Origin of the sequence: Flavobacterium sp. (assembly GCF_028689845.1) — a bacterium.
Lineage (GTDB): Bacteria > Bacteroidota > Bacteroidia > Flavobacteriales > Flavobacteriaceae > Flavobacterium.
Genome location: NZ_JAQVCH010000007.1, coordinates 58,638 through 81,134 on the forward strand (window position 1 = coordinate 58,638; position 22,497 = coordinate 81,134).

Below are 22,497 nucleotides of genomic sequence, written 5' to 3' on the forward strand. Positions count from 1 at the left end.
TTTGTTTGTGCATAGTATAAGTTACAAAGAAACTATTTTTTTATGGAAAGAACATTGGGTTAACAAAATATTCTCATAATGCTCAGTTCTTTTTAAAAGGCTTAAAAAAATCAACTGATTGAGATTGAGCATTTATGAGGTGTTACTAAAAAATATTCCATAAAAAACGAAGAAATATTTGTATTAAATAAAAAAAGGTATAAATTTGCACCCGCATTCAAGCATATTGGTCTATGGTGTAATGGTAACACAACTGTTTTTGGTGCAGTCTTTCTAGGTTCGAGTCCTAGTAGACCAACAAGCAAAGCCACTCTTAGGAGTGGCTTTTTTGTTTTTAGACCAAAAAAAATCCCGATTTCTAGAACCGGGATTGATATAATATAGAGAGCGTGCTTATATTTTGAAAGTCACCACTGGACGAACTGCGTGATTTACTAAGTCTTCACTGATGCTTCCGTTAAAGAAGTGAGCTAGTCCTTTTCTACCGTGTGTACACATTCCAATCAAATCAGCATTGATACTATTTGAGAAATTTAAAATTCCTTTTTCAACGTTAGCGTCATTAAAAATATGAGTAGAGAATCGTTTAATATCAAACTGAGCGGTAAAGTTATCCATGATTTCTTGAGCCACTAGAGTTGATTTAAAGCTATTTGGAGTATTAATCATCACCAAGTGTAATTTTGCATTGAATTCATTGGCAAAATTAACAACTTTAGCAAAAGGAGCTTTTATTTCGTCTGAAAAATCAGAAGCGAAAACAAATTTTTCTACCTCAAAATTCTCAATCTCTTTCTTGATGATTAAGACGGGTACTTCAGAATATCGCACTACTTTTTCGGCATTTGAACCAATAAACATATCCTTGAATCCGCTTGCACCATGTGAGCCCATTACAATTAAGTCAATGTCATTTATCTCAATTAATTTAAGGATGCCTTCAAAAGCTAATTCAAATTGAACAATTCTAGACACGTTTAGTCCGTCTAAAAAATCAGAGTCCATAATGCTTTCTAGCTTTGCTAAAGCAGCATTTTTGAAAAACATAATTTCTGGCAAAGCATGTCCGCTTGAAACAGCATCACCCGTTTGATTGGGCAATTCTAACATGTGAAGTAAAATAATTTCGCCATCATGTTTTCTGGCAATTTGAGCAGCCACTTTTAGAGCATGTTCTGCATGTTCAGAAAAATCGGTAGGAATTAAAATTTTTTTCATAAAAAAAGTAGTATAAATAAGTTTATTATTTGTTAGTTTTTTAAGAATATAAAGATACAAATATTTTCATCATTTTTCAATGTATTTTCAAATATAAAAAAAATCACTATATTTGCACCGTTATTTGATTAAAATGTGAATAATGAGGGGAGCTGTGCTCCCCTCTTTTTATAAAAATATGATATTCAGAGAAAAAGTAGAAGCATTGGTAAGCCAAGGTATAGCAGACAAACCTGCTATTTTCCTGATTGATTTAACGATTTCGGAAAGTCAAAAAATAATGGTAACTTTAGATGGTGATCAAGGGGTTTCCTTGCAAGATTGTATTGATATAAGTAAAGTAATTGATAACAATCTTGATCGCGAAGAGCATGATTATTCATTAGAAGTTGCTTCAGCAGGTGTTTCAACACCCTTAAAATTAGTTAGACAGTACAAAAAAAATATAGGCAGAGTGCTCAAAGTGAAAACAAACGCCGAAAAATTTGAAGCAAAATTGGAAAACGCAAATGACGAGTTTATTACTTTAACGTGGTCTGCGAGAGAGCCCAAAAAAGTTGGAAAAGGAAAAGAAACGGTTGAAAAAAAAATCGACATTCCTTATTCAGAGATTAAAGAAGCAATGGTAACAATTACATTTTAAATTATATAAGATAGATTACATGGAAAATATAGCATTAATAGAATCATTTTCAGAATTTAAAGACGATAAATTAATCGATCGTGTGACCCTTATGGCCATTTTAGAAGATGTATTTAGAAATGCCTTGAAAAAGAAGTATGGTTCAGATGATAATTTTGACATCATTATCAATCCTGATAAAGGAGATATGGAGATATGGAGAAATAGAATCGTAGTAGCGGACGGAGAAGTAGAAGATGAAAATTCTGAGATTTCTTTAACTGAAGCTAGAAAAATTGAACCGGATTTTGAAGTAGGTGAAGACGTTTCTGAAGAAGTGAAATTAATTGACTTAGGAAGAAGAGCAATTTTAGCCTTACGTCAAAATTTAATTTCTAAAATCCACGAACATGATAGCACCAATCTTTACAAACAATTTAAAGATTTAATTGGTGAAATTTATACGGCCGAAGTACACCATGTTCGTCCAAGAGTTGTAATTTTGGTAGATGATGACGGAAATGAAATTGTTTTGCCAAAAGAAAACCAAATTCCATCTGATTTTTTCCGTAAAGGCGATAATGTAAGAGGAATTATTGAAAATGTAGAATTAAAAGGAAATAAACCTCAAATTGTGATGTCTAGAACTTCGGAGAAGTTTTTAGAAAAATTATTTGAACAAGAAATTCCTGAGATTTTTGACGGATTAATCATGATTAAAAAAGTGGTTCGAATTCCAGGAGAAAAAGCAAAAGTTGCTGTAGATTCCTATGATGACCGAATTGATCCTGTGGGAGCATGTGTTGGAATGAAAGGATCTCGGATTCACGGAATTGTTCGTGAATTGGGTAATGAAAATATTGATGTAATTAATTACACGAGTAATATTCAATTATTAATTACAAGAGCATTAAGTCCGGCCAAAGTGTCAAGCATTAAAATTGATGAAGAACGTAAAAGAGCCGAGGTTTATTTGAAATTAGAAGAAGTATCTAAAGCAATCGGAAGAGGTGGTCATAACATTAAATTAGCAGGCTTATTAACGGGCTATGAATTAGATGTAATTAGAGAAGGAAACGTTGCCGAAGAAGATGATGATGTTGAATTAACAGAATTTTCAGATGAAATCGATGGCTGGGTCATTGATGAATTTGCTAAAATTGGATTAGACACCGCTAGAAGTATCCTTAAACATTCGGTAGAAGATTTAGTTAGAAGAACAGATTTAGAAGAAGAAACCGTACAAGAGGTAATGAAAATATTAAAGTCTGAGTTTGAAGGCTAATTTACAAACAAACAAGAACACACTAAAAAAGGTATATGTCTGAAGAAAAGAATATAAGAATTAATAAAGTTTTAAGGGAATTAAATATTTCTTTAGAAAGAGCTGTCGAATTTTTAAAAGACGGTGGTATTTCTATTGAGGCAAGTCCAAACACCAAAATTTCTGAGGATGTATATTCAACTCTTTGTAACGAATTTGCTGGTGATAAAGGCAAAAAAGACGCTTCAAAAGAGGTAGGTGAAGAAAAAAGAAAAGAAAAAGAAGCTTTGCGAATTGAGAGAGAGAAAGAACTTGAAGCAATCAAAAAGCAAGAAGAAGATCTTCAAAGACAACAAGAAGTAATTAAAGCTAAAGCAGTAATTTCAGGGCCAAAACAAATTGGTAAAATTGATTTAAACCCTAAAAAAACAGTGGTTCCTCAACCGGAAAAACTAATTGAAACAAAGCCAGAGCCTGTTGCTGAAGTAGAAAAAGTGGAGCCTGTAATAATAGCTAAGCCAGAGGTTAAAGAAACTAAACCAGTTGTAGAAACCAAGGCAAGTGAACCAAAAATTGTGGCTCCAAAAGCAGATGTTCCCAAAAAAGTAGAGCCAAAACCTGTTGTTGAAACTCCTGCTCCAATTGCCGACGAGAAAATTAAAACTCAATATCAAAAGTTATCTGGTACAACTGTAACGGGTCAAAAAATTGACTTATCGCAGTTTGAAAAGCCAAAAAAGAAAAAGGAAGAACCAAAAATTCAACCTCGATCGGCTACGCAAGGTAACAATGCAGATGCTAATAAAAATAAGCGAAAACGAATTCCGACTAAACCAGGTGCTCCAGGTGCACCGGGTGCTCCACAAAGCGGTGGTGCTAGATCCGGACAAGTAATTAGACCAGGTTTTAATAAAGGTACTCGACCAGCTATTGTTGCAAAAGTAGAGCCAACGGAGGAAGAAGTTCAAAAACAAATCCGTGAAACCCTCGAAAAATTACAAGGAAAAGGAAGTAAAAGTAAAGCGGCTAAGTACCGTAGAGATAAAAGAGATTCGCATCGTCAACGTTCTGATGATGAATTAAAAGCAATTGAAGAAGGAAGTAAAATCATCAAAGTAACAGAATTTGTTACAGTTGGTGAGGTTGCAACGATGATGGATGTGCCAATTACAAAAGTGATCGGAACGTGTATGTCCTTAGGAATCATGGTTACGATGAACCAACGTTTAGATGCAGAAACCTTATCAATTGTAGCAGATGAATTTGGTTTTGAAGTCGAATTTATTACTACTGATATTGAAGAATCTATTCAGATTATTGAAGATAAAGCAGAAGATTTAACACATCGTGCTCCGATTGTAACCGTAATGGGTCACGTCGATCACGGTAAAACCTCTTTATTAGATTATGTTCGTAAAGCAAATGTAATTGCTGGCGAATCAGGAGGAATTACACAACATATTGGTGCTTATGGTGTTACGCTAGAAAACGGTCAAAAAATCGCCTTTCTAGATACGCCTGGTCACGAAGCATTTACCGCGATGAGAGCCCGTGGTGCTCAGGTAACTGACATCGCAATTATTGTGATTGCGGCCGATGACGACATTATGCCACAAACTAAAGAAGCCATTAGCCATGCTCAAGCAGCCGGTGTTCCAATGATTTTTGCTATCAACAAAGTGGATAAACCAAATGCTAATCCAGAAAAAATAAAAGAAAGATTAGCGGGCATGAACCTTTTAGTTGAAGATTGGGGTGGAAAAATTCAATCACATGACATTTCTGCTAAAACAGGAATTGGAATGAAAGAATTATTAGAAAAAGTATTACTAGAAGCAGAATTATTAGATTTAAAAGCTAATCCAGATAAAGCTGCCGTAGGAACTGTTGTTGAAGCGTTCTTAGATAAAGGAAAAGGTTATATTTCTACCGTTTTAGTACAAGCAGGAACACTTAAAATAGGTGATTATGTATTGGCAGGAAAAAATCACGGTAAAATTAAAGCCATGCATGACGAACGCGGAAATAGTGTATTGTCTGCTGGACCTTCTACGCCAATCTCTATTTTAGGATTAGATGGAGCTCCAACAGCAGGTGACAAATTTAGTGTTTTTGATGACGAAAGAGAGGCAAAACAAATCGCTTCAAAACGTTCGCAATTAATGCGTGAGCAATCAGTTAGAACGCAAAAGCACATCACGCTTGCAGAAATTGGACGTCGAATTGCTTTGGGTCAATTTAAAGAATTAAACATTATCCTAAAAGGTGACGTTGATGGTTCCGTAGAAGCACTTTCGGATTCGTTCTCTAATTTATCAACAGAAGAAATCCAAATTAAGATTATTCATAAAGGTGTAGGTGCGATTACTGAATCTGACGTTTTGTTGGCTTCTGCTTCTGACGCCATTATTATCGGATTTAATGTTCGTCCTGCTGGAAATGCAAAACAACTTGCCGATAAAGAAGAAATTGACATCAAAACATACTCCATTATTTATGATGCCATCGATGATTTAAAAGATGCTATGGAAGGAATGTTGTCGCCAGAATTGAAAGAAGAAATTTCTGGAACAGCCGAGATTCGAGAAACCTTTAAAATTTCAAAAGTAGGAACAATTGCTGGATGTATGGTAATTGAAGGAAAAATTATTAGAAGTTCTAAAATTAGATTAATTCGTGAAGGTGTGGTCATTTACACAGGTGATTTGACTGCTTTAAAGCGTTTTAAAGACGATGTAAAAGAAGTTTCTAAAGGATATGATTGTGGTATCCAAATTAAAGGTTACAACGACATTGAAGTGAACGATTTAATAGAATCTTTCAGCCAAGTAGAGGTGAAGAAGAAACTAAAATAAAATTCTCTTTTAGACTGAATGTTCTAAATAAGGATGGTTATATAAAAATGAGCTCGATACTATATCGAGCTCATTTTTTTTTTGAAGATTGTATTTATTTCGATTTCTAAAATTTAAAAGACCGAAAAAGAAAACGGCATTCCAAAATCTTTCTATCTTCTTTAAAAGTTTACTCAAAAAAATTACGAGAATAAAGCAATCTTTTTTGAGTAAATAAAATATAAAAAAAGTTGACTATTTAACAGGTTTGATTAAAAAAGAATTGGGGTATTTTAATTTAATTTCTTTTAAATTTCGTTCAGCTTCAACACGGGTTTTAAAATTTCCAACCCAAACTTTATAAACGGGCGTGTGAAAAAAAATAGAAGCATCTATATCTTTATATTCTTTTTTAAAAGCAATCAATGTTTTTTTAGAATTTTCATTATCACCCGTAAAAATTTGAATTTTCCATCGGTCATTCGTGATGACAGAAGCGTTTACCTTTCTTTTTTCATTTAACAGCTGTTCAAATTTTGGATCTTGCTCAATACTACTGTTTTGAGCCAAAAGCGTTAAATTTGAAACAAATAGAACTATTATTAATAAGGACTTAAACGGTTTTTTTCTTTTTAGAAACAGCATAATGAATTGATTTTAATGCAAATGTATGTGATATAAAGTAAAACAAAAAGCATAATATTATTTAGAATTAATATAAATTACTATTTAAGAGTATTTTAAGGTTTTTAGAATAGTTCATAAATCGTATTTTTGTCCGAAGTTTAAAATAAGCCTAATAGTTTATTGTTTTAAACTATAGAAAAAATCATACCAAATCAAAGGACAATTTATATTCTATATATATGAAAAAGGTGGGTAACCCTAATTCGATTTCAAGAATTTTCAAATTCAGCTTAGCATTTGTGCTAGCTTTCTCATTTCAACTTTTTGCACAAGATGCAGCTGCTGGTAAAGCATTATTTAACGCTCAATGTGCGGCTTGTCACAAGTTAGACGGAAAAATGACAGGTCCGGCCTTGAGAGATGTTGGTAATAAGTATGAAAAAGAATGGTTGTATAAGTGGATTCGAAACAGTGCAGACTTGATTAAGTCGGGTGACGAAAGAGCAAACAAGATTTTTAATGAGTACAATAAGTCGCCAATGTCTGCTTTTCCGCAGTTGTCAGATGCCGATTTAGACAATATCATTGCGTATACAGTTGAGCCAAAAGCAGAGCCAGTAGTGGCAGTAGCTGCTGGTGGTGCTGCTAATGCACAAGGTTCGGGTGGTGGAATTTCAAATGAAGTAATTCTTGGTGCTTTAGCCTTAGTTTTAGCAATGTTGGTCGTAATGTTGTTCCTAGTGCGAAATGTACTTGAGAAAATTGCAACCGCAAACGGACTTGATGCATTAAGAAAAGAGCCAAGTATGCCAATTTGGAAAGCTTTTGCTAAAAATCAATTTTTAGTTTTAGTGACTTCAATCTTCTTATTATTAGCTAGTGCTTTTTTTGCTTATGGTTGGATGATGCAAATTGGAGTAGATCAAGGATATGAACCAATTCAGCCAATTCATTATTCGCACAAAATCCACGCAGGTGACAATGGTATTGATTGTAAATACTGTCACTCTGCAGCTCGAGATAGTAAGCATTCTAATATTCCTTCGCTTAATGTTTGTATGAACTGTCATAAAAACATTGCTGAAGTTGCAGAATCGACTGCGACAGAGGAGTACAGCAAAGAGTTTTATGATTTAGAAATTCAAAAATTATATGATGCGGTTGGTTGGGATAAAGCAAATCAAAAATATACAGGTAAAACTAAGCCAGTAAAATGGGTTCGCATTCACAATCTTCCAGATTTAGTTTATTTTAACCATTCACAACACGTTACAGTGGGTGGAATTGAATGTCAAACTTGTCACGGTCCTGTTGAGGAAATGGAAATCATGAAACAACATGCACCTTTGACTATGGGATGGTGTATCAATTGTCACCGAGATACAGAAGTGAAGTTAAAAGACAATGATTATTACAAAAAAATACACGAAGAACTTTCTAAAAAATATGGCAAAGACAAATTGACTGTTGCCGATATGGGAGGTTTAGAATGTGGAAAATGTCACTATTAATTAATTAAGAAGCTAATATATACAGTATGTCATCAAACAAAAAATACTGGAAAAGTGTTGAAGAACTAAATGAAAATAGTTCTGTTGTTGAGGCGTTAAGAAATAACGAATTCGTAGAGCCAATTCCTACAGATGAATTTTTAGGAGATAAAGAAAATTTGTCGAATTCCTCTACTTCAAGACGTGATTTCTTAAAGTACGTTGGTTTTAGCACGGCAGCTGCCTCATTGGCTGCATGTGAAGGACCGGTTATCAAATCAATTCCATACGTTGTTCAACCTGAGCAAATAATTCCAGGTATTGCAGATTATTATGCAACATCGATGTTTGACGGTTTTGATTTTGCTAACATTCTAGTAAAAACACGTGAAGGTCGTCCAATTAAGATTGAGAACAACACTATTGAAGGAGCAAAATTTGCAGCTAATGCCCGTGTTCATGCGTCGGTTTTATCGATGTATGATAACTTGCGTTTAAAGCAACCTAAAATGAACCAAAAAGAAGTTACTTGGTCTGAGGTGGATGCCAAAGTAAAAGCAAGTTTAGCTGAAGCAGCCGCAACGGGTGGTCAAATCGTTTTGGTTACAGGTACGTTGGCAAGCCCTTCTACAGAAAAATTAATAAACGAATTTATTACAGCTAATCCAACCGCTAAACATGTAATATATGATGCGGTTTCTTCGTCAACAGCTTTAGATGCTTTTGAAGCGACTTATGGAGAAAGAGCCTTAGCAGAATATAACTTTGACAAAGCAGCAACTATCGTTTCAATTGGAGCTGATTTTCTTGGTGACTGGCAAGGTGGTGGTTTCGATAAAGGATATACGCAGGGCAGAGTTCCTAAACAAGGAAAAATGTCTAAGCATATTCAGCTAGAAGCCAACATGACTTTGTCTGGTGCCGCTGCTGATAAACGAATTCCAATGTCTGTAGCACAACAAAAACAAGCTTTATTAAAAATTTTCAGTATTATTACGGGAACACCTGTTTCTGTTGGGAAATTAGCAAATGAAGCTGAAATCGTAAATATTGCAGAACAATTAAATCAATCTGGATCTAAAGGTGTTTTAGTTTCAGGTATTGATGATACCAATGCTCAATTATTAGTTTTAGCAGTAAATGCAAAATTAAATAGTGAAGCATTTGATCCAAATCATACAAGACAAATTCGCAAAGGTTCCAACCAAGCAGTAACTCAATTAGTGGCTGACTTAAATGGGGGAAAAATTCATACACTTATCATGAGTGGCGTGAATCCTGTATATACTTTAGCAGACGGGAAAGCCTTTGCTGATGGATTGAAAAAAGCAAAACTATCGGTGGCAATCTCTATGAAAGAAGATGAAACGGCTAGTTTAACCAACATCGCTGCTCCAGCACCACATTATTTAGAATCTTGGGGTGATGTTCAGTTTATTAAAGGAACATACGGAATAACGCAACCTACAATTCGTCCTCTATTTAATTCGAGACAACTTCAAGATAATCTTTTGGTTTGGACAGGTAATCAACAAATGTATTTTGATTATTTGAAAGAAATGTGGTCTACTTCAATTTTATCAGGTAAATCATGGAATCAAATAGTCCACGACGGATTATTTGTAACCGATGCATTGTTAACCAATACAGCTACAACTGTTGATTTTTCTGCTGCAGCTTCTGCATTAAGTCAGTCAAAAGGAAGTGGTTTAGAATTAAATTTATATACAAAAACTGGAATGGGTGATGGTCAGCAAGCCAATAACCCTTGGTTACAAGAATTTCCAGATCCAATCACAAGAGCTTCTTGGGATAATTATTTAACCATTTCAAAAGCAGATGCTGAGGAATATAAGATAATCAACCATAATGTAGCAAACGGTGGTTTAAATGGTAGTTATGTTACAGTTACTGTTGGTAGCACCAAAATAGAAAAGGTTCCTGTTATGATTCAACCGGGTCAAGCAAAAGGAACGGTCGGTTTAGCTTTAGGATATGGTAAAAAAGCTGCTTTAAAAGAGGCCATGCAAGTTGGTGTAAATGCTTATGCTTTTTATAAAGGATTTAATACTACGCAGTCGGCTACTATTGCTTTAGAAAGTGGAGAGCATGAATTTGCTTGTGTTCAGTTGCAAAAAACATTGATGGGTCGTGGAGATATTATTAAAGAAACTACTTTAGCTATTTTCAATTCAGAAACCGATGCTAAAATTTGGAATCCACCACCAATGGTTTCAATTGATCATAAACCAATTGAAGCAACAAAAATAGATTTATGGGATAGTTTTGATAGAACCATAGGTCATCATTTTAACTTATCTATCGACTTGAATTCTTGTACAGGTTGTGGAGCCTGCGTGATTGCATGTCATGCAGAAAACAATGTGCCAGTTGTTGGAAAATCAGAAGTTAGAAGAAGTAGAGATATGCACTGGTTGCGTATTGATAGATACTATTCTTCTGAAGATACTTTTGCTGGAGATAATAAGAAGAAAGATGAATTTGATGGTTTAACAGGTGAAAAAGGATCATTAAGTGGGTTTGGCGAATTAGAGCATCCTGCAGATAATCCGCAAGTTGCTTTCCAACCTGTAATGTGTCAACATTGTAACCATGCACCGTGTGAAACAGTTTGTCCCGTAGCGGCAACTTCTCATGGCCGACAAGGTCAAAATCACATGGCTTATAACAGATGTGTGGGTACACGTTATTGTGCAAATAACTGTCCATATAAAGTACGTCGTTTTAACTGGTTCTTATATAATAAAAATGAAGAATTTGATTTCCATATGAACGATGATTTAGGTCGTATGGTAATTAATCCAGATGTGAATGTTCGTTCAAGAGGGGTTATGGAAAAATGTTCTATGTGTATTCAAATGACACAAGCAACTATTTTGAAAGCGAAAAAAGAAGGTCGTCCTGTGAATAATGACGAATTCCAAACCGCATGTTCAAGTGCTTGTTCAACAGGAGCTTTAGCTTTTGGTGATGTGAATAACAAAGAAAGTGAAGTAGCTCAACTTGTTGAAGATGATCGGATGTATCATTTACTAGAACATGTTGGAACAAAGCCAAATGTATTCTATCACGTAAAGGTTAGAAATACATAATTAAAATATATTAATAAGAAATACTATAAAGGATTATGTCGTCTCACTACGAAGCACCCATTAGAAAACCTTTAATTATTGGTGATAAATCTTATCACGATATTACAGTAGATGTTGCTGCCCCTGTTGAAGGGAGAGCCAATAAACAATGGTGGATTGTTTTTTCAATCGCATTAGCCGCTTTCCTTTGGGGAGTTGGTTGTATGATATACACTATTTCTACCGGTATTGGAACCTGGGGATTAAACAAAACAGTCGGTTGGGCTTGGGATATTACTAACTTCGTTTGGTGGGTTGGTATTGGTCACGCTGGAACACTGATTTCTGCCGTACTTTTATTATTCCGTCAAAAATGGAGAATGGCCATTAACCGTTCTGCAGAAGCAATGACCATTTTCTCGGTTATGCAAGCGGGATTGTTTCCAATTATTCACATGGGTCGCCCTTGGTTAGGATATTGGGTATTACCAATTCCAAATCAATTCGGATCATTATGGGTGAATTTTAACTCGCCTTTACTATGGGACGTGTTCGCAATTTCTACCTATTTATCGGTATCCTTAGTTTTCTGGTGGACAGGCTTACTTCCTGACTTTGCGATGTTAAGAGACCGTGCGATTACTCCTTTTACCAAAAGAGTTTATTCAATTTTATCCTTCGGATGGAGTGGTAGAGCTAAAGATTGGCAACGTTTTGAAGAAGTTTCTTTAGTTTTAGCTGGTTTAGCCACACCTCTTGTACTTTCTGTACATACAATTGTATCTTTTGACTTTGCTACGTCGGTTATTCCAGGATGGCATACAACTATATTCCCTCCTTATTTTGTGGCCGGTGCGGTATTCTCAGGATTTGCAATGGTAAACACCTTGTTGATTATCATGCGTAAGGTATCTAATTTAGAAGCTTATATTACCGTTCAACATATTGAATTAATGAACATTGTAATTATGATTACAGGTTCTATTGTGGGCGTTGCCTATATCACCGAGTTATTTGTGGCTTGGTATTCTGGAGTAGAATATGAACAATACGCTTTCTTAAACAGAGCAACAGGACCTTATGCATGGGCATATTGGGCAATGATGACCTGTAATGTTTTTTCCCCTCAATTTATGTGGTTCAAAAAATTAAGAACGAGTATTATGTTCTCTTTTGTTATCTCGATTGTGGTAAACATCGGAATGTGGTTTGAACGATTTGTAATTATCGTTACTTCGTTACACCGTGATTATCTTCCATCTTCTTGGACAATGTTCTCACCAACATTCGTAGATATCGGAATTTATATCGGAACTATTGGATTCTTCTTTGTGTTATTCTTATTATACGCTCGTTCATTCCCAGTGATTGCTCAAGCAGAGGTTAAGACAATTTTGAAATCTTCTGGAGAGTTTTATAAGAAAAAGAGAGAAGCTGAATCACACAATCATTAAGATAATTAGTAGCAAGAAATTATGAGTACTAAAGTTATACAAGCACTATATAATGATGATGATATCCTGATGGATGCCGTTAAAGCATCGCGTAAAGCCCATCATCATATTGAAGAAATATACACTCCTTTTCCCGTACACGGATTAGATAAAGCGATGGGACTAGCTCCAACTCGCCTTGCAATTGCCTCTTTTATGTACGGTGTAGTGGGTCTAGCATTTTCTGTTTGGATGATGAATTATATTATGATTCAAGATTGGCCACAAGATATTGGAGGTAAACCAAGTTTTAGTTACCTTGAAAACATGCCTGCGTTTGTTCCAATTATGTTTGAGCTTACCGTCTTTTTTGCAGCTCACTTAATGGTCATTACTTTTTATATGAGAAGTAAACTTTGGCCATTCAAACAAGCAGAAAATCCAGATGTAAGAACAACCGATGACCATTTTTTAATGGAAATTGTAGTGAATAACAATGAGGATGAATTGAAATCCTTTTTAGAACAAACCGGAGCAGTAGAAATTAAAGTAGTTGAAAAGCATTAATATAAAACTATGAAAAGCTTAGTTAAAATAACATTATTATTTGGTTTAGCCGTTTCGGTGACTTCTTGTTTCGACAAGAAGAGTCCAAATTATCAATTTTTTCCAAATATGTATGAATCTGCTGGATATGAAACCTTTGCAGAATCGGAATCATTTAATGGAATTCATCAAATTCAAGGTCAAACTGCACAATTGCCACCGGATGGTACTGTAAAAAGAGGTTTTGAAATCTATGATTATGAAAACTCAACTGCTGGTTATGAATTGGCTAAAGCTAATTTAGTTTCGCCTATTGATAGTATTTCAGAGAAAGAATTAGCCAAAGGAAAAGAATTATACGGAATTTATTGTGCCATTTGTCACGGGGATTCAGGAAATGGTAAAGGAAAATTAGTAGAACGCGAAAAGTTTTTAGGTGTACCTAGTTATGCTGATAGAGTAATTACGGAAGGCAGTATATTTCATGTAATCACTTTCGGATTAAATTCAATGGGTTCACATGCGAATCAACTATCTCAACACGAGCGTTGGTTAGTAACTGATTACGTTCTCCAATTAAAAAGCAAATTATAATTATTGACAACTAGATTGTATAGATATGTATACCCTTTCAAGTAAATTAAAAGTTTTTTCCATTGTACTCATGTTAGTTGGGTTATTGGGAATTGGATATAGTTTTATTTCTGCACCCAAAACAATTGCAGAGGTAGAAAACATTCTTAAAGCGGATGAACATGCAAATCACGACGCTGCTCATGCAACTCCTGCACATGGTGCAGATTCGCATGATGCAAAAGCTCATGAAGCAGAACATCAAGAACATTTAGAACACGTTTTGCACCAATTGCAAAATAAACCTTGGGCTGCATTATATGTTGCTGCAATTTTCTTCATGTTAATTTCACTTGGAGTGTTGGCTTTTTATGCCATTCAAATCGTATCTCAAGCAGGATGGTCTCCCGTTTTATTTCGTGTTATGCAAGGAATAACTGCTTATTTGCCAGTAGGTTCAATACTATTTTTTGTATTGTTACTGATGTCTGCCTTCCATTTTAATCATTTGTTTGTGTGGATGGATCCTGAATTAGTTGATGTTACTAGTCCAAAATTCGATAAATTACTTGCTGGTAAACAAGGCTATTTAAATGAATATGCTTGGTTAATTCGTGCGGCCATTTTCTTAATTGGTTGGAATTTATACCGATATTTTTCTAGAAAAAATTGTTTAGCTCAAGATGAAGCATCTGATAATTTATATTACAAAAAGAATTTTAAAATTTCTGCTGCATTCTTAGTGTTTTTCATTGTTACCGAATCTATTATGTCGTGGGATTGGATTATGTCGGTTGACCCTCACTGGTTTTCAACTTTATTCGGATGGTATGTGTTTGCATCCTTCTTTGTAAGTGGCATTACTGTTATCGCATTAGTTGCTTTATATTTAAAATCTAAAGGTTATTTAGAGTATGTTAATACTAGCCATATCCATGATTTAGCTAAATTTATGTTCGGAATGAGTATTTTCTGGGCTTATTTATGGTTTTCTCAATATATGTTAATTTGGTATTCTAATATTCCAGAAGAAGTAACTTATTTTGTAACTAGAATTGAACAATACAACCTTCCATTTTTTGGAATGTTAGCAATAAACTTTATTTTCCCATTTCTTATTTTAATCAATACTGATTTTAAACGAATCACTTGGATTATTGTAATGGGCGGTGTTGTGATTTTATTTGGTCATTATGTCGACTTCTTCACCATGATTATGCCTGCAACTGTTGGTGACCAATGGTTTATTGGAGTTGGAGAAATAGGTTCCTTATTATTCTTCTCCGGATTGTTTATTTTAGTTGTATTCACTGCTTTAACTAAGGCTCCGTTACTTCCAAAAAGAAACCCTTTGATAGAAGAGAGTAAACATTTTCATTATTAATATTTAAAGATTTAAACAGATGACAAGTTTGTTAGTTCTAATTGTTTTAGTTTTTGTATCGGTTGCTATTTGGCAATTAACCAAGATTTTTGATTTAACTCAAATTGGTAATAGTGCGAATAATACTCAAGTAGCAAATGATAATGATAATAGTGTCAATGGTTATTTAATGTTTGCCTTTTTGGTATTCATCTATTTAACTACTATTTTCTGTGTTGTAGAATATGGTCATTTTCCATTAATGAGTAATGCCGCTTCAGAACATGGAGAGGATGTTGACCGTTTGATGTGGATTTCGATGATTTTGATTTTTATCGTTCAGACCATAACACAAGGATTATTGCATTATTTTGCTTTTAAATATCGTGGGAAAAAAGGGAAAATAGCTCTTTATTTTGCAGATAATAATAAATTAGAAGCGGTTTGGAGTATTATTCCTGCGATTACTTTAGCTGGTTTAATTCTTTATGGATTATATGCATGGACAAATATTATGTTTGTTGATGAGGAAACAGAAAACCCAATGGTAGTTGAAATTTATGCAAAACAGTTTGGATGGGAAGTTCGTTATGCTGGGGAAGATAATGTGTTAGGAAAAGCGAATGTACGTTATATTGAAGGAATCAATACTTTAGGGGTTGATTTAGCCGATCCAAATGCTCAAGATGATAAACAAGCTTCCGAATTACACTTGCCAAAAGGAGTAAAAGTAGTTTTTAAAATTCGTTCACAAGATGTTTTGCACTCTGCTTATATGCCTCATTTTAGAGCACAAATGAACTGTGTTCCAGGTATGGTTACCCAATTTGCGTTTACACCTACGGTGACTACAGACGAAATGCGTAACACCAAGGAAATGAAAGAGAAAGTTGATGTTATCAATAAAATTAGAGCAGATAAAAGCAAAGAATTAGTAGCTCTTGGCCAAGAAGCTTTAGATCCTTATACTTTTGATTACTTGTTGCTTTGTAATAAGATTTGTGGAAAATCACATTATAACATGCAAATGAAAATTATAGTAGAAAGCCCAGAAGATTTCAAAAAATGGCTTAAAGGACAAACGACTTTAGTACAAAATATTAAAGCACAAGAAAAACCAGTAGAAACTGCTCCTGTATTAATGGATTCTACTGCGACTATTAAAGATTCAACTTTGGTTGCACAAATAAAATAATTAGAAAATTATAATTTAATACTATGTCAGCACAAGATCACTCAAACGAATTAGATCACGGACACGAGCACGAACATCACCATAAAGATACTTTTATCACAAAGTATATCTTTAGTATTGACCATAAAATGATTGCCAAACAATACCTTCTTACTGGTATGATAATGGGTATCATTGGTGTGAGTATGTCGTTGTTGTTTAGAATGCAATTGGCATGGCCAGAAGAGTCTTTTCAAATATTTAATATTCTTTTAGGAGATAATTATGCTCCAGGAGGTGTGATGCGTAACGATATTTATTTAGCGTTAGTAACCATTCACGGAACAATCATGGTTTTCTTTGTGTTAACCGCGGGACTCAGTGGAACATTTAGTAACCTCTTAATTCCATTTCAAATTGGAGCTAGAGATATGGCCTCAGGATTCTTGAACATGATTTCATATTGGCTATTTTTCTTATCAGCCGTAATTATGTTGAGTTCATTGTTTGTTGAATCTGGACCTGCATCTGCAGGATGGACAATTTATCCTCCGTTAAGTGCCTTGCCTCAAGCAATTCCAGGCTCTGGGACAGGTATGACTCTTTGGTTAATTTCAATGGCTATATTTATTGCTTCTTCATTAATGGGGTCTTTAAATTATATCGTTACCGTAATTAACTTAAGAACAAAAGGAATGTCTATGACTAGACTTCCGCTTACAATTTGGACATTCTTTGTTACCGCTATAATTGGTGTGGTTTCTTTCCCAGTATTATTATCTGCTGCATTATTATTAATTTTTGATAGAAGTTTTGGTACTTCTTTCTTCTTGTCTGATATATATATAGCCGGTGAAGTATTACATTATCAAGGTGGTTCGCCTGTTTTATTCGAGCATTTATTCTGGTTCTTAGGTCACCCTGAGGTATATATTGTAATTTTACCTGCAATGGGTATCGTTTCTGAAGTGATGGCAACTAATTCTCGCAAACCAATTTTTGGTTATCGAGCGATGATTATGTCCGTAATTGCAATTGCATTTTTATCTACAATTGTTTGGGGACACCATATGTTCGTTTCTGGGATGAATCCATTCTTAGGTTCTGTATTTACATTTACCACTTTATTGATTGCTATTCCATCTGCGGTTAAAGCCTTTAACTGGATAACTACACTTTGGAAAGGGAATCTGCAATTAAACCCTGCAATGTTATTCTCTATTGGTATGGTTTCTACTTTTATTACTGGAGGTTTAACTGGAATTATTTTAGGAGATAGTACTTTAGATATTAACGTTCATGATACTTATTTCGTAATTGCTCACTTTCACTTAGTAATGGGTATTTCTGCTCTTTATGGAATGTTTGCAGGAATCTATCATTGGTTCCCAAGAATGTTCGGTAGAATGTTAAATAAAAATTTAGGATATGTTCATTTCTGGATAACAGCGATTTGTGCTTATGGTGTTTTCTTTCCAATGCACTTTATCGGAATGGCTGGTTTACCAAGAAGATATTATACCAATACAGCATTCCCATTGTTTGATGATTTACAAAACGTAAATGTCATTATTACTTTGTTCGCCTTAGTGGGTGGAGCTTTCCAATTGGTGTTTATCTGGAATTTTTTCCACAGTATGTTCTATGGAGAAAAAGCCGTTCAAAACCCTTGGAAATCTAATACGTTAGAATGGACTGCACCAGTAGAACACATACATGGAAACTGGCCTGGAGCTATTCCAGAAGTACACAGATGGCCTTATGATTATAGTAAGCCTGGTTTTGAAGAAGATTTTATTCCTCAAACAGTACCAATGGGTCCAGATGAAGAAAAATTACATCATTAATCTATATTTTATTAATTCATATTTAAAGTCCTTTCATCTTCTTGAAAGGGCTTTTTTATTTATCTTTATCCAAGTAGATAAATCAATCCATTCTCTTATAACTATTCCTATCTTTGTGACATGAATGAAAATTTAGACCCTTCCAAAAATAATTATAACCCAGAAGAGTTAGATATTGAGAGAAAGCTTCGGCCTCTCTCTTTTGACGATTTTTCCGGACAAGATCAAGTACTCGAAAATTTAAAAGTATTTGTTGAAGCCGCTAACCAAAGGGAGGAAGCGTTAGATCATACTTTATTTCATGGTCCGCCCGGTTTAGGAAAAACTACTTTGGCAAATATTCTTGCCAATGAATTAGGAGTTGGAATTAAAATCACTTCTGGTCCTGTATTGGACAAACCGGGTGATTTAGCAGGATTATTAACTAATTTAGAAGAAAGAGACGTCCTTTTTATTGATGAGATTCATCGATTAAGCCCAATTGTAGAAGAATATTTATATTCTGCTATGGAAGATTTTAAAATTGATATTATGATTGAATCGGGTCCAAATGCTCGAAGCGTTCAAATCAACCTCAATCCGTTTACTCTTGTTGGTGCGACTACTCGTTCTGGTTTATTAACCGCTCCTATGAGAGCTCGATTCGGAATTCAAAGTCGCCTACAATATTATAATACCGAACTACTAACCACTATCGTTCAACGAAGTGCTTCAATTTTAAAAGTTCCCATTTCGATGGAAGCTGCTATTGAAATCGCTGGAAGAAGTCGTGGAACACCTCGAATTGCCAATGCACTATTGCGTCGCGTTAGAGATTTTGCTCAAATTAAAGGGAATGGAACTATTGATATTGAAATAGCACGCTATGCTTTAAAAGCCCTGCATGTTGATGCCCATGGTTTAGATGAAATGGATAACAAAATTCTAATTACAATCATTGACAAGTTTAAAGGAGGACCAGTTGGATTATCTACTTTGGCTACTGCCGTTTCTGAAAGCGGCGAAACTATCGAAGAAGTTTATGAACCTTTTTTAATTCAAGAAGGATTTATTATGCGAACACCTAGAGGTCGTGAAGTGACTGATAAAGCGTATAAACATTTGGGTAAAATAAGAACAAATATACAAGGTGGATTATTCTAGCCTGGAGTATTTTTCGGCTAAAAATATGCTTTAACAATGAATGAAAGTCAAAAAATACCTGAAGTTTCGTTTTTAAAGTTTCTCAATCATGCCGGTAGTATTTTAAAAAATCCTTTGCCCTTTCATGAAAAAAACTTTAATAAATTGGGAGATATCTTCCGATTAAAAATTGGTTTTGGAAAGTCCGTTTTGTTTTGTCGAGATGCTATTTTGCTCAACCATGTTTTACAAAAAAATCAAAAGAACTATACAAAATCTTCTATTCAAACCAAAGACGTTGCTAAATATGTAGGAAAGGGTTTGCTAACGGCAGAAGGTGAAGTATGGCAAAAACAACGGAAACTTATTCAACCCGCTTTTCATAAAAGTCAATTAATGCTTTTGTTGGATACCATCCAAAATACAATTAGTGCAGAATTAGAAAATATTCAAACAGATAGACCAATTGATATTTTTCCAGTTTTTAATGACCTAGCTTTTCAAACGGTAGTGAAATCTATTTTTAATATCGAGATGGAAGCCAAAGACGTCAAAGTATTACAACATACAACAGAGGCAACTCAAAGTATGTTGGTACAAGAATTGAGACAGCCATTTCTAGTTTGGTGGTTCGAGCTTTCTGGCAAAACCAAACGTCATTTAGATATGACAGATAATTCTCGAGCTATTTTAAGACGATTAGTTGCCGAACGAATACAGAGCAAAGATAGACGTGATGATTTATTAGATATGCTTTTAGATGCCAAATATGAAGATGGCTCTACCATGGAAGAAAGTCAGTTAATCGATGAAATTCTTATTCTTTTTGCAGCTGGACATGAAACCACCTCTAACGCATTGACGTTTTGTACTGAACTTTTAGCAAGACACCCAGCGGTTCAAAATAAGATTTTTGAAGAAGTAAGAAACATCAAACAAGAAACGAATAATTTAATGGAACGCATTAAAATGGCTTCTTATACTAAACAAGTGATTGAAGAAGCAATGCGGCTCTATCCACCGGCTTATTTTATAGATCGGGTGAATAAAGAAAATGACGAATGTAATGGTGTTTTCTTACCAAAAGGCTCTAATTTGTTATTTTCGGTTTATGAAATTCATCGGCATAAAGATTTTTGGGAGGATCCTACTGCTTTTAAACCTGAACGCTTTGCAAAAGAAAATGCATTAAAACTTTCTAAACATTATTATCCTTTTGGAGCAGGTCCACGGATGTGTATTGGTAATAATTTTGCCATGTATGAGATGGTTCTTGCGATACTCTCGCTTGTAGAAAAATATGAAATTGTTGAGAAAAAAAGCCCAATTGAAATCAAGCCCTTAATTACTTTAAAGCCTAAAAATGCTATTTTAGAATTTAAGTTGCGTTATGAATAGTAAAGAACAATATACTTATTTAATTAAACAAGAGGCCAAACGGCTTGGGTTTTTGTCGTGTGGGATTGCTAAAGCAGGTTTTTTGGAAGAGGAAGCACCTCGTCTAGAAAATTGGTTAAATCAACAAATGAATGGTAAAATGCAGTACATGGAAAACCATTTTGACAAACGGTTAAACCCTACTTTGCTTGTAGATGATGCCAAAAGTGTCATTTCGTTACTCTTGAACTATTATCCTTCTGATTTTCAGAATGAAGAAAGTTATAAAATTTCGAAATATGCATATGGAGAAGATTATCATTTTATAATTAAAGAAAAATTAAAAGAACTTTTGTCGTTTATTCAAACTGAAATTGGCGAAGTTTCTGGACGAGCTTTTGTTGATTCAGCTCCAGTTTTAGATAAAGCTTGGGCTGCCAAAAGCGGCTTGGGTTGGATAGGAAAAAACAGTAATCTCATCACACAAAAAGTTGGTTCATTCTATTTTATTGCAGAGTTAATTGTGGATATTGAACTTGATTACGATGCTCCAACTACCGATCATTGTGGTTCGTGTACCGCTTGCATTGATGCGTGTCCTACCGAAGCTATTGTTTCTCCGTATGTGGTTGATGGTAGCAAATGCATTTCTTATTTTACAATTGAATTAAAAGAAGCTATTCCATCAGAAATGAACGGAAAATTTGACGATTGGATTTTTGGTTGTGATATTTGTCAAGATGTTTGTCCTTGGAATCGGTTTTCTAAAGCACATCAAGAACCGCTTTTTCAGGCCAAACCAGAATTGTTATCCTATACCAAGAAAGATTGGGAAGAAATTACCGAGGATGTTTTTAAAGCCGTTTTTAAAAATTCTGCCGTTAAACGAACAAAATTAGAAGGTTTTAAAAGAAATGTTTCGTTTTTATTGAACACTAAAAAATAGGAATAAAAAAACACCGGCGAACCGGTGTTAAAACTGCAATTGTATCAAACGAAAATAGTCTATGCCTTACAGATTACAAAGCATGAAAAATTTTCAATTGCTTTTTTTTGAAGTGAAAAAAATGAAAAAAAACTAAATAGAATCTGTTTTCTTTAATTCCTTATTAATTTTGGAAATCATATTTTTCTTAAGTTTTCTGTATTGAGATAAAAAAGACTCCATCAGAAACTTAAATTCAATGTAATCGTTTAAATAAAACGTTTCACATTCTAGATTATCACATTCATTAATGCCTTGTAATTTTACAGTATAGTTGGTCAGTTTAGATATAAAGGCATTATTTTCTAACTGTTTAGCATCTAATTTTAGAATAAGTTTCTTTACAGATTCTTGTTCTTTTTCGGAGTGTTTCTGCTTTTTTAGCAATGTCTTAAAGAAACTTACTTCTTCCTTTATGACTAATAATTCTTCTCTCCAATGTTCAATATCACGGAAAATTAGTAATTTTTGAACATCTTCTTGATTTTGATGCTTTTTAAGAAATAAATCCATACTGTTTGTATTAAACGGGTTGTTCTACTTTGGTAATCGTTATCGTGTTAACACCGGATGGAAATTCCCATTGAATTTCATCATTTTCAGCATAGCCATATAAGGCCAAGCCCATTGGAGCTAACACAGATAATTTGTTTTGAGACAAATCGCTTTTTTCAGGAGTGACCAATTGAAATTTCTTTTCGTCACTTAAACTGGTTTTTATTGTCACAATAGAATTAAGGCGAATTACATCTTCTGGCATTTTAGAACTATCTAATAATTTGGCCATTTTTAATTCATCCATCAACTTTTCAAAAGACAACCGATATGTTTTATCTCTTCCATTTTGAATAGTTGAAAAAAGTGTTTTCAATTTTTCTAATTCTTTTTTATCAACTACAACCTTATCGTATTTCATAATTTTTTTTGTAA

General features: G+C 34.3%; 18 protein-coding genes and 1 tRNA gene. 15 read left to right on the forward strand and 4 right to left on the reverse strand.

All coding sequences use genetic code 11. From position 1 onward, the window contains the following. Positions 1-227: 227 nt before the first annotated feature. Positions 228-298: transfer RNA gene (locus PHR76_RS04530), tRNA-Gln, on the forward strand. 95 nt (positions 299-393) lie between these two features. Here PHR76_RS04530 and PHR76_RS04535 read toward each other — a convergent pair. Then, a complete protein-coding gene (locus tag PHR76_RS04535) occupies positions 394-1,218 on the reverse strand; it encodes a universal stress protein (RefSeq protein ID WP_300059008.1) in 825 nt (274 codons plus the stop codon). A 178-nt stretch (positions 1,219-1,396) separates the two neighbouring features. Here PHR76_RS04535 and rimP point away from each other — a divergent pair, with 178 nt between their 5' ends. From rimP to infB, 3 genes are read left to right on the forward strand one after another with little or no spacing between them, the layout of a single operon-like run. Next, positions 1,397-1,861 carry a ribosome assembly cofactor RimP gene (gene rimP / locus PHR76_RS04540; RefSeq protein ID WP_300059010.1) on the forward strand — a complete coding sequence of 155 codons (465 nt, stop codon included), beginning with the start codon at positions 1,397-1,399 and terminating at the stop codon, positions 1,859-1,861. A 19-nt stretch (positions 1,862-1,880) separates the two neighbouring features. Beyond that, entirely contained in the window at positions 1,881-3,125 is a 1,245-nt protein-coding gene (gene nusA, locus PHR76_RS04545; RefSeq protein WP_300059012.1) for a transcription termination factor NusA, read from the forward strand. A 35-nt stretch (positions 3,126-3,160) separates the two neighbouring features. Continuing rightward, positions 3,161-5,959, forward strand: coding sequence for a translation initiation factor IF-2 (gene infB, locus PHR76_RS04550; RefSeq protein ID WP_300059014.1), 2,799 nt, complete (start codon positions 3,161-3,163; stop codon positions 5,957-5,959). A 234-nt stretch (positions 5,960-6,193) separates the two neighbouring features. On the opposite strand, the gene PHR76_RS04555 is transcribed toward infB, so the two are convergent. Then, positions 6,194-6,583 carry an SPOR domain-containing protein gene (locus PHR76_RS04555; RefSeq protein ID WP_300059016.1) on the reverse strand — a complete coding sequence of 130 codons (390 nt, stop codon included), beginning with the start codon at positions 6,581-6,583 and terminating at the stop codon, positions 6,194-6,196. Between the two features lie 221 nt (positions 6,584-6,804). Here PHR76_RS04555 and PHR76_RS04560 point away from each other — a divergent pair, with 221 nt between their 5' ends. The 11 genes from PHR76_RS04560 to queG all read left to right on the forward strand — a co-directional run bounded on the left by PHR76_RS04560 (position 6,805) and on the right by queG (position 21,528). Further along, on the forward strand, positions 6,805-8,076 hold the full coding sequence (locus PHR76_RS04560; RefSeq protein WP_300059018.1) for a c-type cytochrome: 1,272 nt from the start codon (positions 6,805-6,807) through the stop codon (positions 8,074-8,076). A gap of 26 nt (positions 8,077-8,102) precedes the next feature. After that, on the forward strand, positions 8,103-11,168 hold the full coding sequence (locus tag PHR76_RS04565) for a TAT-variant-translocated molybdopterin oxidoreductase (protein ID WP_300059020.1): 3,066 nt from the start codon (positions 8,103-8,105) through the stop codon (positions 11,166-11,168). A 35-nt stretch (positions 11,169-11,203) separates the two neighbouring features. Further along, positions 11,204-12,601 carry an NrfD/PsrC family molybdoenzyme membrane anchor subunit gene (gene nrfD / locus PHR76_RS04570; protein WP_300059022.1) on the forward strand — a complete coding sequence of 466 codons (1,398 nt, stop codon included), beginning with the start codon at positions 11,204-11,206 and terminating at the stop codon, positions 12,599-12,601. 21 nt (positions 12,602-12,622) lie between these two features. Further along, positions 12,623-13,147, forward strand: coding sequence for a DUF3341 domain-containing protein (locus tag PHR76_RS04575; RefSeq protein ID WP_300059024.1), 525 nt, complete (start codon positions 12,623-12,625; stop codon positions 13,145-13,147). Between the two features lie 9 nt (positions 13,148-13,156). Further along, the gene (locus PHR76_RS04580; protein WP_300059026.1) at positions 13,157-13,720 is read left to right on the forward strand and encodes a cytochrome c; all 564 of its coding nucleotides are present in this window, start codon (positions 13,157-13,159) and stop codon (positions 13,718-13,720) included. Positions 13,721-13,745: 25 nt separating this feature from the next. Continuing rightward, entirely contained in the window at positions 13,746-15,083 is a 1,338-nt protein-coding gene (locus PHR76_RS04585; protein ID WP_300059027.1) for a quinol:cytochrome C oxidoreductase, read from the forward strand. A gap of 19 nt (positions 15,084-15,102) precedes the next feature. Continuing rightward, positions 15,103-16,257, forward strand: a complete 1,155-nt coding sequence (locus tag PHR76_RS04590) for a cytochrome c oxidase subunit II (protein ID WP_300059029.1) — start codon at positions 15,103-15,105, stop codon at positions 16,255-16,257. 23 nt (positions 16,258-16,280) lie between these two features. Next, the gene (locus PHR76_RS04595; RefSeq protein WP_300059031.1) at positions 16,281-18,083 is read left to right on the forward strand and encodes a cbb3-type cytochrome c oxidase subunit I; all 1,803 of its coding nucleotides are present in this window, start codon (positions 16,281-16,283) and stop codon (positions 18,081-18,083) included. Positions 18,084-18,203: 120 nt separating this feature from the next. Then, a complete protein-coding gene (gene ruvB, locus PHR76_RS04600; RefSeq protein ID WP_300059033.1) occupies positions 18,204-19,226 on the forward strand; it encodes a Holliday junction branch migration DNA helicase RuvB in 1,023 nt (340 codons plus the stop codon). Positions 19,227-19,262: 36 nt separating this feature from the next. After that, the gene (locus PHR76_RS04605) at positions 19,263-20,603 is read left to right on the forward strand and encodes a cytochrome P450 (protein ID WP_300059035.1); all 1,341 of its coding nucleotides are present in this window, start codon (positions 19,263-19,265) and stop codon (positions 20,601-20,603) included. Next, on the forward strand, positions 20,596-21,528 hold the full coding sequence (queG, locus tag PHR76_RS04610) for a tRNA epoxyqueuosine(34) reductase QueG (protein WP_300059037.1): 933 nt from the start codon (positions 20,596-20,598) through the stop codon (positions 21,526-21,528). The genes PHR76_RS04605 and queG overlap by 8 nt, the downstream gene beginning before the upstream one ends. Before the next feature lie 132 nt (positions 21,529-21,660). On the opposite strand, the gene PHR76_RS04615 is transcribed toward queG, so the two are convergent. Both PHR76_RS04615 and PHR76_RS04620 read right to left on the reverse strand, forming a co-directional pair. Beyond that, on the reverse strand, positions 21,661-22,080 hold the full coding sequence (locus PHR76_RS04615; protein ID WP_300059038.1) for a hypothetical protein: 420 nt from the start codon (positions 22,078-22,080) through the stop codon (positions 21,661-21,663). A gap of 10 nt (positions 22,081-22,090) precedes the next feature. Continuing rightward, the gene (locus PHR76_RS04620; protein ID WP_300059040.1) at positions 22,091-22,483 is read right to left on the reverse strand and encodes a GreA/GreB family elongation factor; all 393 of its coding nucleotides are present in this window, start codon (positions 22,481-22,483) and stop codon (positions 22,091-22,093) included. Positions 22,484-22,497 lie beyond the last annotated feature (14 nt).